Source organism: Marinoscillum sp. 108 (assembly GCF_902506655.1).
Taxonomy (GTDB): Bacteria; Bacteroidota; Bacteroidia; order Cytophagales; family Cyclobacteriaceae; genus Marinoscillum; species Marinoscillum luteum.
Map to the genome: position 1 here is coordinate 1,950,425 of NZ_LR734808.1, position 15,090 is coordinate 1,965,514.

Genomic DNA, 15,090 nt, shown 5'->3' on the forward strand with positions numbered 1-15,090 from the left:
TTCAAGTTTATCTAAGGGGTTCAAAATACCACATTTTCTAAATTCAGATTAATTTAAAGCATTTTATCAGATGTCCATAAATAACAATTCCCGGGGGTTATTTATTCTATTCTTAGTGATTAATCTCTTCCTATTTCTGACACTTGCCCAATCCAGCTGCTCCACCGCTTCTTTTCGAGAGCAAGCAGACAGCCTTTTTCTTATTACGGACGATGTAAATGTTTATTATAACCTAAAGATACCCGATGATAAATATTTCCTACCTTATTCACTCTCAGAGATTTCAGGAATCACTCATCTCAACGACACTCACCTCCTTTGCGTAGAGGATGAGGGCGGAAAAGTTTATGAGTATAACCTTCTCAAAAGAAAGATTACTAACACCATCGCTTTCAGTAATCCCGGAGATTTTGAAGGGATTGAGCTTGTAGGAGACACCATCTACGTGCTGGAAAGTGATGGAGACATTTATGAGTTTACTTACACCAAACACAGCACCACCAGAGCTACAAAACACGAAAACCAACTCAGCCGAAAAAATGATACGGAGGGGTTAGGCTATAACCCATACACCGGCAGACTCATGATTGCCTGCAAAGAGGATGAGGACATAGAAGGGACAAACGCCAAAGGAAAAGCGGTCTACGAATTTGACCTTCACACAAAAAGACTGGTTACACCACCACTTTTCGAGATTAGTAGAGAAAAAATGGATGATTTTTTTGAAGCACATAGGGATTTTGAATATGACAAGAATCGAATCAAATTTGAACCCTCAGGAATTGCGTATAATCCGCTGGACGGTCACTTCTACTTGCTCGCTTCAGTCGGAAAACTACTGGTGGTTTTGGATCGAAATGGCACCATCAAAGCCACATATCCCATTGCACCCAGAGTGCTCAGTCAGCCAGAGGGCATTTCCTTTTCTTCCCAGGGAGTTTTGTACATCAGCTCTGAAGGTGAAGGTGACAAAGGATACATTCTGAAGTTTAGTCCACATAAAAAATGAGATTACTTTTCTCCCTGTTGCTTATTGCGGTAAGTACCCTGGCCTCGGGACAGGAGGTTTCTGTCTACCTCATCGGAGACGCTGGGGCTCCGACATCTCCAGATCGCAACCTGGATTTCTTACAAAAAATCACCAAAGAGGCAAAAGCCACAGACGTCCTCATCTTTCTGGGTGACAATCTTTATCCTGATGGCCTCCCTTCCAAAGAGGACCCTGCCCGTGGCACCATGGAAAACAAACTCAACGCCTCCCTCAACATCATGAAGGCATTCAAAGGTCGCTCAATCATTCTCCCTGGCAACCACGACTGGTCTCGTGGCGGAAAAGATGGATGGAAAAAAGTGCTCAACATGCAGCGCTATGTGGATGAATATATGGGCACGTCAACCGTCTTCCTCCCCAGAGATGCCTGCCCCGGGCCTGTGGAGATCCCACTTACCAATGCCCTCACACTTTTGATTGTGGATACTCAGTACTTTCTTCATCCATGGGATAAGCCTGGTCGTGAAGATGGCTGTGAGTCAAAATCTACGGCAGAGGCACTTGAGGAGCTCGATGATCTTCTGAAAAGAAATGCGGATAAACTTGTGATAGTAGCCGGACATCATCCCATGCATAGCTATGGCCCTCATGGTGGCCAGTACACATTGAAACAGCATATTTTTCCTTTGACAGATGTAAACCGGAAACTATGGATTCCGCTGCCAATCTTGGGCAGCATTTACCCCATCTTTCGATCCGTATTTGGAAGCAGGCAAGATATCACCAACCCACGGTACAAATTGGTGCGAAATACCATGGTCAAGTCATTTGCCCAGGTGAAGGATCTGGTATATGTCAATGGCCATGAGCATTCGCTTCAGTACATCCGCAAGGACTCTGCCCATTACATCACCAGCGGATCAGGATCCAAATCTTCCAATGTATCTGACGGAGCTAATTCCCTCTTTAGTAGTGCAAAGCGCGGCTTTGCTCAGCTCACCTATCATGCGGGAGGGTCGGTTGATCTGAAGTTTTTTAATGGCGATTTGCAGGAAAAGATTTATGACAGTCCTATCTACACAAAGAAAGTAAACCATAAATCAAATGAGATGCTTAAGGCAAATTACAGCGACAGCACCGTAGTGCGCCCGATTAGTCTCAGGTATGCCATCAAATCCAATACACATGAATTTTGGCTGGGAGAAAACTACAGACAACTCTGGTCCACACCAGTCTCCATGCCGGTTTTCAACATTGATCAGGAACATGGAGGGCTGGAAATTCTTAAACTGGGAGGTGGCAACCAAACCAAATCCTTGAGGCTAGAAGCAAAGAACGGCCGTCAGTACGTACTCCGATCACTTGATAAGTACACAACCAAACTCCTCGCTGCTCCGCTCTATGAGACATTGGCAGCAGACATAGTGCAGGATCAGATCTCTGCTGCTAATCCCTATGGCGTCTTTGCCATACCTCCACTGGCAGAGGCTGCGGGCATCTATCACACCAACCCACAGCTGATGTATGTGCTCGATGATCCGCGATTCGGGCCTTATCAGTCATTGTTCGCCCATATGCCGGTGCTCTATGAAGAACGTCCAAACGATGACGCGGCTTCAGAGGATTATTTTGGAGGTGGAGAAAAAATAGAAGGAACACCTGATGTGATTGCTACCATACAAGGGGATAATGATGAAGTAATCGATCAGGATTTTGCTCTTCGGAACAGACTCTTTGATATGCTGATAGGTGATTGGGACAGGCATGAGGATCAATGGCGCTGGGTACGTTTAGACCAATCGGATAAGGGACACTACTGGAGACCCATCCCCAGGGACCGTGATCAGGCTTTCTTTGTCAATGAGGGGATGATCGGCTGGGCGGCATCCAGGAAATTTGCCCTTCCCAATACTGAGGGATTTGACGAGAAGATGGATTATCCACCCGGGTTCAATGCCAGTGCACGTTTTTTCGACCGCACCTTTTTAAATGCACTGGACTGGTCACAATGGGAGAAACAGATCGACATCCTGAATACCCGACTCACCAATGAACTGATCGACAGTGCTTTTAACGTTTGGCCAGACACTATCCGACTCCAGGCTGCCCAAGAGACCTCCCGGATACTCAAAGCGCGAAGAGACGACATGAGAAGGTATGCCCGTATATATTATCTGTTTCTCTCCCGAGAGGTGGAAGTGGTGGGTACCAACAAACACGAATATTTTTTAGTGGAGAGAATCAGCAATGAAGCCACCCGAGTCACAGTACATAAGCGAAAAAAGGATGGAGAGGTACTGCAAATCATCTATCAGCGCACCTTCTTGAGCAGTGAAACTGAGGAAATCCGACTATACGGACTAGAGGGCGAGGATGTATTCGAAATTAAAGGACAGGTGAAAAGCGGCATCCGGATCCGAATTATTGGCGGGGAAGACAACGACAAAATCACCGACCATTCCCGTGTAAATGGGCTTAAGCACCACACGGTGGTTTATGACCTGAAGCAAAACACACAACTCCACCCGTCGAAAGAAACCAAATCCAGGCTAAGCAACAACATAAACGTCAATGCTTACAACCGCACGGCTTTTGAATATGACAAACTCATCCCTCTGGCCAGTGTGGAGTTCAACTTTGATGATGGTTTGTTTTTGGGTGGTGGTTTTATTCTGACCAAAGAGGGTTGGCGCAAGGATCCCTTTGCTGCCCGGCATCAACTCAAAATCAATGGTGCGTTTGAAACCGGGGCTGTTAACCTTTATTACAACGGCACGCTAAGTGATGTTATTGAATGGTGGGACTTGAACCTTGACTTTACTCTTCAGCGCCCATTTGGGGTATCCAATTTTTTTGGCTTTGGAAACGAATCGTCCTATGATTTTAAGGGCCAAGGTGATGCCAGTGGTTTTGAGGATGAAATTGATTTCTACCGGATCAGGTTTGAGCGTTCGCAAACTTACCTTAACCTCGCACATAGTATAGGAGCGAAAGGTAGTTTCAGAATGGGTCCCGAACACCTATCTTATGAGTTGGAAAATAAAATCCAGGATAGATACATACACCAACCTAATAGCGGGACTGATCCAGAGGCCTTATACAAAAGCCATCAGTATGTAGGCTATAGGGCGGAGATAGCCACGAACACTCGCAACCATCCAGAACTGCCCACTAGCGGTGTATTTGCACAACTGATATATGGAAGTTACTATGGCCTGAATGCGCGCTCCAGAAATTTTAGTACACTGAAGGGAGAATTTATTTTCTATCTATCCACTCGCATCCCGTCCAAAGTCACCTTTGCCAATCGAATAGGTGCACAATTCAACGAGGGAAGTCTGGAATTTTTCAATGGGGCCATTTTGGACAAGGAAACTCTACGCGGATACAGAAGAGGTCGGTTTATTGGAGAAGCTTCCCTTTATCATAATTTTGATTTACGGGCTAAACTGTTCAGTTTCAAAACCTACCTATTTCCCGCAAGCGTGGGTATTCTCGGCTTCCATGATATAGGGCGGGTTTGGCTAAAATCTGAACAGTCTGACACCTGGCATACAAGTAAAGGCTTTGGACTGTGGGTCGCACCCCTGAATCAGTTGGTGGTCACGGCTAATATGGCATTTTCAAAGGAAGAGACATTACCCACAGTTACCTTTGGGTATCAGTTTTAGGGCAAAAAGAAAGGAGGGGTTTATGAAGCCCCTCCTAATCACCGCCTAACCAATCTGCGTCGCGAATGCGACTGATTGTTCTTAAATATTTTCGAAACGTTTGACTTTTAGTTGTCAGTAGTATCCTGTCTATCGAACAGTATAACGTTATGTAGATTTTTTCGTTCACCCTTAGCTCTAAATTGATGAGCGATTAAAATCTTATAAAGCAAATTTGAAGTTTTCCGGGTAATTAATTGGTCTGGTTGCGTTGAATGACAACTTTAACTGCATGAACGACCAATATCCTTCCGTTAACAAGAATCAGGTTCCCCCCCTCAAATCCCTTCTAACCCTTTCAATAGTACCAAACGGGGATTTCAACTCCTTTATTGTGGGTACCAGGAGATAAAAAAACGAGCCCATTGCCCAGGGCAAAAGAGTGCAGCATCGAGGAACTCTGCTTATCCAGAATGGTAGCAACCCCCTCCTCCACTTTCGCGCGGTAGAAAGTAGGCCTTGCTCCCCGCACTTCAAAATCGTGACCGAGTCTCACCCTTTCAGGAACCTTTGCAGCCCCACCCAAAAACTGATGAATAAGTGGGGTCACATAAAGATAAAAGCAGGTCAGCGATGAGGCGGGGTTTCCTGGGAGCGCATAGACAAACTGGTGCTTTCTTTTCCCAAAAAAGAGGGGTTTTCCAGGCTTTTGATCCACTTTATAAAATAACTCCTCCACTTCATTCTGGGCGAGCGCTTCCTTGACAAAATCATAATCACCCACCGAGATGCCGCCACTGATCAGGAGAATATCCGCCTCATCAAGCAGGTCACGGATTGCACGACTGGTGGATTCCAAATCGTCTGTCACCTTTGTTACTCCGGTGACTTCCACAGGCAACTGCTGCAAAGCCGCCTGGAGGGAACCTCCGTTGCTCTCATAAATCTGGCCCTCCCCCAACGGCTCCCCGGCTGTGACCAGCTCATTTCCTGTAATCAGAATGCCCACACGTGGCCTTGCGAAAACCGACACACTGGTAATTCCTAAGGAAAGTAACATGCCTACGGTCGCGGCATTGATGTAGTGCCCTGCCTGAAACACTTCCTGTCCCTGGCGGATTTCTTCACCTTTTATTCTCACATTAGCTCCTGCGGCGGGTATTTCCGTAAGGGAAAGTGCATGACCCTCCACAAGCGTTTTTTCCTGCATAATCACGGCCGTGGTACCTTTCGGTACCCTGGCACCGGTAAAAATTCGCGCGGCCTGTCCAGGGGCCAATGTTAGTTCACTTTGACTGCCCGCAGCCACCTCACCAATGATCCGGTACGTATCAGACTCCCCACACAGGGCATAGCCATCCATCGCTGAGTTGTCAAATACAGGGATGTCCATTGGGGAAACCACCACATCTGCCAGATGTAAACCTACAGCCTCAGAAAGGTAAACGTCCTGCTTCACCCTGACCGGGCGCTGCTTCGCAATGCGTTCAAATGCCTCTTCGATGCTTACCATCACCCGCCTATTGATATCATGGATCGGTTTTCTTCATAATGCGACTGCTCCATCACTTCCATACCATCCCGGGAAAACTTCTTCCCTTTGATGGCTTCAAAGATCAGCGGTTTCAAATCCGCCTGAGCACGGTGCGGGGTTAGCAGATCCGTTTCTGCGGTCGCAAAAAGACAATTTTTCATCTTCCCATCGGCCGTCAGGCGAATCCGATTACATCCCTCGCAAAAGGGCTTGGTGATGGTGCTCACCACCCCGAAAGAGCCCTGAAAACCGGGCACCTGATAATTGGAAGAAGTACTGTGCGCCGGATCCTGTTGCTTTTGTGGCTCACCAAAATGGTGGCTCACTTCTTTCAAAATTTCCTCTTCGCTTACGCCCTTGCTCCAATCCCACTGATTGCCTTTGAAAGGCATAAACTCTATAAACTTAACGTTGATGTTTTTATCTCTGGTTAGCCCCACAAAGTCTTTGATTTCCGCATCATTCACTCCCTTGATCAGCACAATGTTCAGTTTGATCTGAAACCCACGCTTCAGCGCCTCCTCTATATTGGCCATGATCCGCGGAAAGTAATCACGCTTGGTCATATAAAGTGCCTTGGCCTGGTCCAAAGAATCCAGGCTGATATTGATCTTTTTAAGGCCAATTCTTTCGAAGAGATCAAAGTATTTGTCCAGCAAAATCCCATTGGTCGTCAGCTTAAGCGTGACCGGAAGCTTTGACAGCTCCTCGATAAGGTAAGCAAAGTTTTTGCGCACGAGCGGCTCCCCACCTGTAAGCCTGATGGTGTCCACCCCCAATTCTGTAAACTGCCGGGCAATGGCAATGATTTCCTCCAGAGACATCAGGTGGTCCTTTTCCGTAAGCTCAATCCCTTCCTCTGGCATACAGTAGAAGCAGCGCAGATTGCACCGATCCGTCACAGAGATGCGCAGGTAATTATGCTTTCGTCCAAAAGTATCGGTGATGTTCATCAGTCGTGTCCCCCTCCTTTCAATACATGGAAGATATGAAACAACCCGGGGAATACCGCATCCATGGCCTCCGTAGCTCCGGCCGTGGAGCCGGGTACTGCCAATATCACCTGCCCTTTTCTGATTCCGGCCAGAGACCTGGAGAGCATGGCAAAAGGCATTCGCTCCTGACCATACCTCCTCATGGTTTCCTCCACACCATTGAGGCGTGTTTCCAATAGTGGAGCGATGGTATCGGGTGTCTGGTCTCTGGGACCTGCCCCTGTACCCCCGGTGAATATGAGCAAGGCAGCCTCATTCCTTTCTATTATCCCCCTGATTTGATCTGGCTCATCGGGGATCACGCGGTAAGTAATGTCCGTCAAACCAAAACCCTTTAGTCTCTCGCAAATGGCTTTTCCCGCCCGATCTTCCTTTTCGCCAGCGGAAATGGAATCTGAGCAAACCACCACCTGGGCGGTGATCCCTTTGGTTTGTGGTGGATTGGAGGACTTTCCACCCTTTTTGGATATCAGCTTGATGTGATGGATCTCCACTCCTTTGTCTACCGGCTTGAGCATGTCATACATATTCAGCGCCACTATACTAGCCCCATGCATGGCTTCCACCTCCACACCCGTTTTGTAAATGGTCTTAACGGTCATCAGTATTTTGATCTCCAATCCGGAAATTTCATACGTTATGCCTGTAAACTCTATGGGCAATGGGTGACAATCGGGCAAGAGATCGGGTGTTTTCTTCACTCCAAGCAGCCCCGCCGCCCTGGACATTTCAAATACATTCCCTTTGGGGATGGCCCCTTCGTGGATCATCCGAATGGTCTCCTCCGAGCTCACCTTCACGATGGCCTGCGCCGTGGCGATTCTAAGTGTATTTGATTTATGTGTAATATCTACCATATGTATTTTTTGAATCCTACAGGGCTTATCCGCCTGTATTCGTCTTCCACTGATGCCCCTGATCCTCAAAAATCTCCTTCCCAAACAATGGCACCCGGGCCTTGATCTGCTCTACAAAATATTCGCAGGCCTCCATAGCCGCTTTTCTGCGGGGAGAGGAAGTAAACACATAAAAGCATAACTCTCCCACCGCAATGAGGCCGGTACTGTGATAAACATGTGCGCAGGTGAGCTCATATTTAGCGAAAGCTTCATCTCTGATTTCCGTATAAACAGCATTGGCCATGTCATGGTATGCCGTGAACTCAATAGCCGCCACCCGTTGACCGTTTACCTCATCCGCACGAACCTGCCCCAGAAAGATCGAATGTGCTCCGATGCTGGTCTTGCTCTGATGATTAGCCACAGAGGTGGCCAGTTTTTCAGGAGGTATGGGCCCTTCTACGAGCAGTTCTTTTGGAGGCTTATTTGACATGTGTAAATGATTGAAGGTGAGAAACGCAGGTTTTGGCCAAAGCCACTTGTTCTTCCTTTCGGGAAAATGAAAGCTGCGAGGATGTCCATTGCAACGCATTTAAAATCAACAGCTGGCCTGACAGCACACCTGGAATATCCAGTAACACTTTGATCGCCTCCATAGCCATGATGGAGCCAATTACTCCGGTGACAGGACCCAAAACACCCGTTTCAGCACAGCCAAACCCGGGACGATCCTGCTGCGGGAAAAGACACCTGTAAGTGGGGCCTTCCTGGTAATTGAATACAGAGACCTGACCCTCATGCCTGAATACCGACCCAGAAACGAATGGTCGGCCCGTGATGACCGCTGCATCATTGATGAGGTACCGGGCATCAAAATTATCCGTACCGTCAATGATCAAATCAAAATCCGGAAACAACTTCAAAGCCAGCTCCAAATTGAGAAACTCTGTATAAGCGCTGATTTTCACCATCGGATTGAGCTTTGCCAGCTGAGCACCGGCCACAGTGCTCTTGTCGCTGCCCACATCTTCTGATGTATATAAGGTTTGTCGGTGGAGGTTACTCAGGGAAACCTGATCTCCATCCACGATGCCTATGTGTCCGACACCAGCGCCTACAAGGTATTGCAAAACGGGGCAGCCAAGCCCTCCGGCACCAATCACCAGCACCTTCGATCGGGTGAGACGCTCCTGTCCCTCCTCGCCTACTTCGGTGAGTGTAAAGTGTCGCTGGTATCGTTCGTAATGTTCGTTCATCCGCCAGAAAATGGTGGTAAAATGGCTATTTCATCTCCCTTGCGCAGAACCGATACCCTCTCCGCGAGCTTCTGATTCACAGAAACCTGGCATGGGACCAGTTTCATCGCCGGGTATTTTTCATTCAGTTCCTCCAGTAAATCACCAACCGTCTCCGCCGGGGATTCCAGCCATTCATCAGGCTTGCCCGTGATTTCCGAAAGAATGCCAAAATATTTGAGGTTCATCTCCATCACATCCATATTAATTTCAAGCACGCCAGTGCCAGCACAAACGAAAGCGCCTGTCGCAGACGCACTTCATTAAACCTAAAGCTACCGAGGTAACTTCCCAAAAATCCACCGCAAATTGTCACAACAATCAACGGTAAAATCTGTGCAGAGATCTGCAGCCCATTGCTGTAATCACCTGCCAGTCCGGCCAGTGAATTGATCCAAATGAAAAGAGCCGAAATGGCCGCTGTTTGTTTCACGTCGGCCCAGCCGAGGAGCAGGATCACCGGACTCAGCAAAATACCGCCCCCTATACCTATGATACCCGAGAAGAAACCAATGCAGAGACCCACCAACATGGCCAACACCCTGGATGGGCTTTGAGCCTCTTTTTGCATCTTACCAAAAACCCCCAGCATTCTGAGCACTGCGAATATCAGGAGCACCCCCAGAACTTTCCTGTAGATATATGGATCCAGATCGATCATGCCGCCTATAAAAGCTGCCGGAATGGAAGTAATCACAAACCAGCCAAATAGTCCCGGTTTGAAGTAGCCATTCCGATAAAAGTGGATGAATGACACACCCGCCACGAAGAGGTTGAGCACCAAAGCCGTGGGCTTCATCACTTCCGGTGAAAAACCATACAAGGCCATGATGGCCAGGTACCCACTGGCACCTCCGTGCCCTACGGATGCATAAAGGGCAGACACCAATAGCAATATGAATAACAGGCCATAGTCCACACTGCAATTATACGTAATATGAGAGAATAATGTAGATCATCTCAATATTTCTACGTATTTTTACGTAATACTACTTACACACTAAAGACTCCTCGTTATGGATTGCTTAAGCTGTACCAACGCACAATGCATCATCAAAAAGAACGCTCACTTCGACAAGATGCACGGCTACATGGAGAAAAAATCGACCCTGGTATGCAAGAAAGGGCAGAATTTTATCATTGAAGGGGCTCCAGTACACGGACTCTACTTCATCCGGGAAGGTAAGGTAAAAGTGGCTAAAACCGGATTGAATGGAAAAGAGCAGATTGTACGGTTTACCCGGAACGGAGAAACCATTGGTCATCGGGGGTTTGGAGCCGGACAATTTTATCAGATAAGTGCCGTAGCTCTTCAAAAAACAACTTTGTGCAACTTCTCGACAGAAACCATGAAGGGCATGCTCATGGAAGTCCCCACCCTCACCTATGACCTGATGACCTTCTATGCCGAGGAGCTCAACCGCAGTGAAGCCAAGGTGAAAAAGTTTGCCCAGATGACTGTAAGGGAGAAGGTAATTGATGCTCTCCTGTACGTAGAACGCAAGTTTGGGCGCACAAAAGGCATCATCAACGTGCAACTGTCACGAAAGGAAATCTCTGACTTTGCAGGGACCACCGAAGAGCAGGTCATCAGGACACTCTCTGGCCTACGCAAAGACGGGTTGATCGAAACTCCGGGCAAAGGAATTTGCATAAAAGACGTAGAACTACTTAGAAAAGAAATCTCGGAGCATAATTATTTTATCGACAGCTAATGACCACATATTCTGTCACTTAAAGAGCATAACCTGCCAAATGGCAGGTTTTTTTATGGGATAAAAGAATGATTTAACCTGCCTGCTCAACACCAATTATTATTTCACCAGGGTCTAGGTTTGCAATAAATACGTAATAATACTTAGTTAAAATACGTAGCAATTAAAAGCCAAACAAATCGAGACCATGAAAAAAACCATCTACCTAATCGCGCTAATTGTTGCCCTTACATGCGTAGAGGCCACAGCGCAAATGACCATCTCAGCGGAGGTTCGTCCACGTACTGAATTCAGAAATGGATTTAAGACCCTCACCGAAGACTCAAAAGACGCTTCCTTTTTCACCGAGCAGCGCTCACGCCTCTATCTCGACTATGCGGATTCAGCTTTCAAGTTCAGAGTTTCCTTTCAGGACATCCGCATTTGGGGAGAAACCACTCAGATTTTCAAAGAAGAATATGGCAAAACCTTTCTCAGTGAAGCCTGGGGACAATACTATTTCACCCCAAGCCTTTCTGTCAAAGTAGGCCGCCAGATCATCTCCTACGACAACCAAAGGTTTCTGGGAGGACTGGAATGGGCTCAGCAGGGCCGAAGACACGATGCACTCCTGCTCATGTATGAGCAAAACAAGACTAAGCTATACTTCGGGCTGGCCTACAATCAGGATGATGACGTGCCGGAGCAGGCCTTTCTTCAGGCCCCAGGCGCAGGATACTATAGTGTAGGGGGCAGTTACAAGACCTTTCAATACGGCTACTTCAATAAAGGATTTGAAAATGGGTCGCTCTCACTACTGGCCTTCAATGCCGGCTATCAAAACCCGGACACCACGGTATCCTTCAAGCAAACCTGGGGCGTGGTAGCCTCTAAAAAGCTCGCTGGTATCAGCCTGGCAGGAGATTTCTACTATCAGACCGGCGAACTGGGTAAAAATAAAGTGAACGCCTTGCTGGCTGGCATCAACGCCACCTTTACTACCCCGATCACTCCCCTGACCTTCGGTGTGGAGTATATCTCAGGCAAAGACGATGACGACACGTCTTCAGACATTACCGCTTTCAGCCCCGACTTTGGAACTAACCACGCGCACAATGGCTACATGGACTACTTCTTTGTGGGGCCAGCCAATGGCTCTGTGGGAGTCACTGACCTGTATCTGAAGACCAGCTTCAATGTGGCGGGTGGGGCACTCAAAACCAACATCCATCAATTCATGACCGGGTCTACCCAGCTGGATACCGAAGGTCAGGAACTCTCTAAAACCATGGGCACCGAGGTGGATCTGGTGTTCATCAAAAAACTCAAAGGCGGAGTGGTCTGGAATCTCGGATACTCTCAAATGTTTGCATCCGACACCATGGAAGCACTCAGAGGTGGTGACAAAAGCGCACTGCAATGCTGGGCCTGGACCATGATCACTTTTAAGCCTACATTCTTCACATCTAAATAATCAGACTTATGAAAAAATTAACCAATCATATACTCCTACTCCTGGCAGCCGCTATCATGGTATCCTGCTCGGGTAGCGACGCGAAAAATCAAAGTACTGATGTAGTTTCAGCAACAGAATCAGGAGCTTCTGCTTTGCTCATCGAGAAGCCACAGCTCACCTTCGGTTTTATTAAACTGACGGACATGGCTCCTCTGGCCATCGCCAAGGAATTGGGCTATTTCGAAGATGAAGGCTTGTTCGTCACCATCGAGGCACAATCCAACTGGAAGAACGTGCTGGACCGGGTCATAGACGGTCAGCTGGATGGCTCTCATATGCTGGCAGGTCAGCCCATAGCTGCTGGTGCCGGGTTTGGCCGCCAGGCTGAGCTGGTCACCCCATTTTCCATGGACCTCAACGGCAACGGGATCACCGTTTCCAATGAAGTGTGGTCGAAAATGAAGCCCAATGTACCATTGGATGAATCCGGAAAGCCGATCCATCCCATCAAAGCTGATGCGCTGGCCCCGGTGGTGAAAGAATACAAAACAGCAGGTCGCCCTTTCAAAATGGGCATGGTGTTCCCGGTATCTACGCACAACTATGAGATCAGATACTGGCTGGCTGCCGCGGGCATCCACCCAGGACTGTACACTGCGGACAACATCCAGGGGCAGGTAGACGCAGATGTGTTGCTATCGGTAACACCACCCCCACAAATGCCCGCTACACTGGAGGCTGGTACCATCTACGGATACTGTGTAGGTGAACCCTGGAACCAGCAGGCTGTATTCAAGGGCATTGGGGTACCCGTGGTGACCAACTACGACATCTGGAAAAACAATCCCGAGAAAGTATTTGTGATGACCAAAAAGTTTGTGGAGGAGAATCCAAACACGGCGATAGCCGTCACCAAAGCCCTCATCAGGGCAGCCAAATGGCTCGACACACCCGGCAACAGGCCTCAGGCCGTTGGCATCCTTTCCATGCCCGCCTATGTGGGTGCAGACTCAGTGGTGATCGCCAACTCCATGACGGGCACCTTTGAGTATGAAAAAGGTGACAAACGCAGCATGCCGGATTTCAACGTATTCTACCGGTACAACGCCACGTATCCGTTCTACTCAGACGGCATCTGGTTCCTCACTCAAATGCGAAGATGGGGGCAGATACCGGAAAGCAAGCCCGCAGACTGGTACCACAGCACCATCAAGGACATTTACCGCCCGGATATTTGGTCGAAAGCCGCCAAGATACTCGCCGAAGAGGGCAAGATTCCAGCAACGGACATTCCTGAGACAGACGGGTACAAGCCCGCCACCAGTGATTTCATCGATGGCACTACTTACAACGGCAAAGACCCGATTGGCTACATCAATAGCTTCGGCATTGGCAACAAAGACCAAAGCCTGTAACCAAACACTCACCACTCCTCTGAGTGGACTCAAAGTATAAAAACATAGACGTTGGTGTCTTGAGGGCTCGGCTCGTCCGGCCCTCACCACCAGCGCTCATTTTTCACTCATACACCAACGCAATGAAAAATAAATCAATCAAAACCGTCCGATTCCTAGGACTCGGATTTCTGGAGCCGCTCATTCGCCTCTTCAGTGGTGAAGAGCCCGCTAGAAATGGAAAGCTCTTTGCCAAAAAAGCCTTGCTGCCCCTGTTTTCGATCATCCTTTTCATCGGCCTCTGGCACATAGGTGCCACGGCACTCTACAACAGTGAGGCGGCAGTCCGCATAGAAAAAGCCCGCGAAGAGCAAGGTGAAGCTGCAGCGACGGCCATGAAGGAATGCATAACCTCAGGAGATGTGTCCTGCCAGCCCAACACCCTCCCTTCACCCACCAAGGTCTATCAGGCCTACCTGGCGCTTTGGCAGGATCATTTGGCCATTGCCCAGAAAAAATCAGACTTCAAAACCCGTGTGTCTGCCACCAATGCCCAGCGGGAAGCACAGGGCCTCGCACCCATCACCTACACCGGACGACCTTCCTTTCTGGATCAGGTGGGTACCAGCCTGAAAACGGTGGCTGCCGGATGCCTGCTGGCCATGCTGGTGGCCGTGCCCATCGGTATCATCATGGGCCTGAGCAACTCCCTGCGGACTTCATTCAACTGGCTGATCCAGATTTTCAAGCCCGTGTCTCCGGTCGTGTGGCTGCTGTTGGTTTTTATGATTGTAAAAACGGTCATTACAGACCCCAGCATGGATAAGTCCTTTATCATCTCTTTTATCAGCGTGGGCCTCTGCGCCATGTGGGCCACCCTGGTCAATACCAGTATGGGGGTGGCCACTGTAGACAAGGACTATATCAACGTAGCCCGGGTACTCAAGCTCAACATCGCTCAAAACATCTTCAAAATCATCCTGCCTGCCTCGCTTCCTTTGATTTTCACGGGGTTGCGCATCACTGTATCAGTGGCCTGGATGGTCCTCATCGCCATAGAGCTGCTGGCACAGAGTCCGGGGCTCGGGTCTTTCGTCTGGGAGGAGTTTCAGAATGGCGCCAATGACTCCAACGCCAAAATCATCGTGGCTATGTTCATCATTGGGCTGATCGGTTTTCTGCTTGACAGGATCATGCTCAGCGTACAAAATCTTATGAGTTTCAACAAAGGCATCGCATAAT

At 48.4% G+C, this 15,090-nt stretch carries 13 protein-coding genes; 6 read left to right on the top strand and 7 right to left on the bottom strand.

Annotated elements, in window-relative coordinates; all coding sequences use genetic code 11:
• Window positions 1-115: 115 nt before the first annotated feature.
• Window positions 116-1,009, top strand: a complete 894-nt coding sequence (locus GV030_RS08065) for an SdiA-regulated domain-containing protein (RefSeq protein ID WP_159581585.1) — start codon at window positions 116-118, stop codon at window positions 1,007-1,009.
• Window positions 1,006-4,662 carry a metallophosphoesterase gene (locus GV030_RS08070; RefSeq protein ID WP_159581587.1) on the top strand — a complete coding sequence of 1,219 codons (3,657 nt, stop codon included), beginning with the start codon at window positions 1,006-1,008 and terminating at the stop codon, window positions 4,660-4,662. The genes GV030_RS08065 and GV030_RS08070 overlap by 4 nt, the downstream gene beginning before the upstream one ends.
• A 337-nt stretch (window positions 4,663-4,999) precedes the next feature.
• On the opposite strand, the gene glp is transcribed toward GV030_RS08070, so the two are convergent.
• Genes glp through GV030_RS08105 form a run of 7 tightly spaced genes read right to left on the bottom strand, consistent with a single transcriptional unit; the run spans window position 5,000 to window position 10,223 of the window.
• A complete protein-coding gene (gene glp / locus GV030_RS08075) occupies window positions 5,000-6,154 on the bottom strand; it encodes a gephyrin-like molybdotransferase Glp (RefSeq protein WP_159581589.1) in 1,155 nt (384 codons plus the stop codon).
• Window positions 6,154-7,128 carry a GTP 3',8-cyclase MoaA gene (gene moaA, locus GV030_RS08080; RefSeq protein WP_159581591.1) on the bottom strand — a complete coding sequence of 325 codons (975 nt, stop codon included), beginning with the start codon at window positions 7,126-7,128 and terminating at the stop codon, window positions 6,154-6,156. The genes glp and moaA overlap by 1 nt, the downstream gene beginning before the upstream one ends.
• Window positions 7,128-8,027: a bifunctional molybdenum cofactor biosynthesis protein MoaC/MoaB gene (gene moaCB, locus GV030_RS08085; RefSeq protein ID WP_159581593.1), complete on the bottom strand. Its 900-nt coding sequence runs from the start codon at window positions 8,025-8,027 to the stop codon at window positions 7,128-7,130. Before moaCB ends, moaA begins: the two co-directional genes overlap by 1 nt.
• A 25-nt stretch (window positions 8,028-8,052) precedes the next feature.
• Window positions 8,053-8,502 (bottom strand): molybdenum cofactor biosynthesis protein MoaE, encoded by a 450-nt coding sequence (locus GV030_RS08090; protein ID WP_159581595.1) that lies wholly within the window; start codon window positions 8,500-8,502, stop codon window positions 8,053-8,055.
• On the bottom strand, window positions 8,492-9,265 hold the full coding sequence (locus tag GV030_RS08095; protein WP_159581597.1) for a HesA/MoeB/ThiF family protein: 774 nt from the start codon (window positions 9,263-9,265) through the stop codon (window positions 8,492-8,494). Before GV030_RS08095 ends, GV030_RS08090 begins: the two co-directional genes overlap by 11 nt.
• The gene (locus GV030_RS08100) at window positions 9,262-9,498 is read right to left on the bottom strand and encodes a MoaD/ThiS family protein (protein WP_159581599.1); all 237 of its coding nucleotides are present in this window, start codon (window positions 9,496-9,498) and stop codon (window positions 9,262-9,264) included. Before GV030_RS08100 ends, GV030_RS08095 begins: the two co-directional genes overlap by 4 nt.
• Complete coding sequence (locus tag GV030_RS08105; RefSeq protein WP_255465236.1) at window positions 9,498-10,223, bottom strand: sulfite exporter TauE/SafE family protein; 726 nt, start codon at window positions 10,221-10,223, stop codon at window positions 9,498-9,500. The genes GV030_RS08100 and GV030_RS08105 overlap by 1 nt, the downstream gene beginning before the upstream one ends.
• Window positions 10,224-10,320: 97 nt before the next feature.
• On the opposite strand from GV030_RS08105, the gene GV030_RS08110 reads away from it, so the two are divergent.
• The 4 genes from GV030_RS08110 (at window position 10,321) to GV030_RS08125 (ending at window position 15,089) form a co-directional block, all read left to right on the top strand.
• Window positions 10,321-11,019: a Crp/Fnr family transcriptional regulator gene (locus tag GV030_RS08110; RefSeq protein WP_221413302.1), complete on the top strand. Its 699-nt coding sequence runs from the start codon at window positions 10,321-10,323 to the stop codon at window positions 11,017-11,019.
• 187 nt (window positions 11,020-11,206) lie between these two features.
• Window positions 11,207-12,472, top strand: coding sequence for an alginate export family protein (locus GV030_RS08115; protein ID WP_159581601.1), 1,266 nt, complete (start codon window positions 11,207-11,209; stop codon window positions 12,470-12,472).
• Window positions 12,473-12,480: 8 nt separating this feature from the next.
• On the top strand, window positions 12,481-13,869 hold the full coding sequence (locus GV030_RS08120) for a CmpA/NrtA family ABC transporter substrate-binding protein (RefSeq protein WP_159581603.1): 1,389 nt from the start codon (window positions 12,481-12,483) through the stop codon (window positions 13,867-13,869).
• 122 nt (window positions 13,870-13,991) lie between these two features.
• The gene (locus GV030_RS08125) at window positions 13,992-15,089 is read left to right on the top strand and encodes an ABC transporter permease (protein WP_159581605.1); all 1,098 of its coding nucleotides are present in this window, start codon (window positions 13,992-13,994) and stop codon (window positions 15,087-15,089) included.
• The last annotated feature ends 1 nt before the right edge of the window (window position 15,090 follow it).

Excerpts from the sequence above, each read along its gene's own strand:
- GV030_RS08070 (WP_159581587.1), top strand. The coding sequence starts at position 1,006 with ATGAGATTACTTTTCTCCCTGTTGCTTATTGCGGTAAGTACCCTGGCC.
- glp (WP_159581589.1), bottom strand. The coding sequence starts at position 6,154 with ATGGTAAGCATCGAAGAGGCATTTGAACGCATTGCGAAGCAGCGCCCG.
- moaA (WP_159581591.1), bottom strand. The coding sequence starts at position 7,128 with ATGAACATCACCGATACTTTTGGACGAAAGCATAATTACCTGCGCATC.
- moaCB (WP_159581593.1), bottom strand. The coding sequence starts at position 8,027 with ATGGTAGATATTACACATAAATCAAATACACTTAGAATCGCCACGGCG.
- GV030_RS08090 (WP_159581595.1), bottom strand. The coding sequence starts at position 8,502 with ATGTCAAATAAGCCTCCAAAAGAACTGCTCGTAGAAGGGCCCATACCT.
- GV030_RS08095 (WP_159581597.1), bottom strand. The coding sequence starts at position 9,265 with ATGAACGAACATTACGAACGATACCAGCGACACTTTACACTCACCGAA.
- GV030_RS08100 (WP_159581599.1), bottom strand. The coding sequence starts at position 9,498 with ATGGAGATGAACCTCAAATATTTTGGCATTCTTTCGGAAATCACGGGC.
- GV030_RS08110 (WP_221413302.1), top strand. The coding sequence starts at position 10,321 with ATGGATTGCTTAAGCTGTACCAACGCACAATGCATCATCAAAAAGAAC.
- GV030_RS08115 (WP_159581601.1), top strand. The coding sequence starts at position 11,207 with ATGAAAAAAACCATCTACCTAATCGCGCTAATTGTTGCCCTTACATGC.
- GV030_RS08120 (WP_159581603.1), top strand. The coding sequence starts at position 12,481 with ATGAAAAAATTAACCAATCATATACTCCTACTCCTGGCAGCCGCTATC.
- GV030_RS08125 (WP_159581605.1), top strand. The coding sequence starts at position 13,992 with ATGAAAAATAAATCAATCAAAACCGTCCGATTCCTAGGACTCGGATTT.